This is a genomic window from Promicromonospora kroppenstedtii DSM 19349, from assembly GCF_000515355.1.
GTDB classification, from domain to species: Bacteria; Actinomycetota; Actinomycetes; order Actinomycetales; family Cellulomonadaceae; genus Promicromonospora; species Promicromonospora kroppenstedtii.
This window is the reverse complement of sequence record NZ_KI911760.1, coordinates 169,283-169,989: the sequence shown is the minus strand read 5'-3', so window position 1 is coordinate 169,989 and position 707 is coordinate 169,283. Positions and strand designations below refer to the sequence as shown.

Below are 707 nucleotides of genomic sequence, written 5' to 3'. Positions count from 1 at the left end.
CGGCGCGGGTGCCGCGGCCGTGCTCGGGATCACCGGACCGCCCGGCGCCGGCAAGTCGACGCTCGCCGCCGCCCTTGCCGACGGCCTGGCACCCGGTGCGGCCGTGGTCGTCGGGATGGACGGCTTTCACCTGTCCGACCAGGTGCTGAAGGCCCACGGCAGCCGCGACCGCAAGGGCGCGATCGACACGTTCGACGACGCCGGGTACGCCGCCCTGATCGACCGCATCGCCGGCCGGAGGCCCGGCAGCCCGCCCGTCTACGCGCCGGAGTTCCGGCGCGCGATCGAAGAACCGATCGCGGCCGGTACCGCCGTCACCGACGAACCCCTGGTGATCACCGAGGGCAACTACCTGCTGGCCACCACCGGCGCCTGGCCCGCGGCCCGCTCGCGGATGGCCGAGGTCTGGTATATCGACCTGCCCGACGCCGAGCGCCTGCGGCGCCTGGTCGCGCGCCACCACGCCTTCGGCAAGCCACTCTCTGACGCCGAGGCCTGGGCGCGCGGCAGCGACCAGCGCAACGCGGACCTCATCGCCGTGACCCGGGACGCGGCCGACCTCGTCGTGGAGTGGGTGTAGGGCCCCGGCTCAGCCGATCTCCAGGACCGCGACGCGCCACACCCCGCGCCGGGCCTCGAGCCGCACGGCCGCGGCGCGCACCCGCCCCTCGTCGTGCAGGATGACCGTGGCCTCGGCCGACGTGGCG

General features: G+C 75.7%; 2 protein-coding genes. One reads left to right on the top strand and one right to left on the bottom strand.

Annotation, left to right across the window (positions count from 1 at the left end; all coding sequences use genetic code 11):
- Positions 1-580: nucleoside/nucleotide kinase family protein (locus tag PROKR_RS28075; RefSeq protein WP_051433450.1), on the top strand; the 580-nt coding region annotated here is incomplete at its 5' end.
- A gap of 9 nt (positions 581-589) precedes the next feature.
- Here PROKR_RS28075 and PROKR_RS37950 read toward each other — a convergent pair.
- On the bottom strand, positions 590-707 hold a 118-nt coding region (locus tag PROKR_RS37950), incomplete at its 5' end, for an Rv3235 family protein (protein ID WP_036970450.1).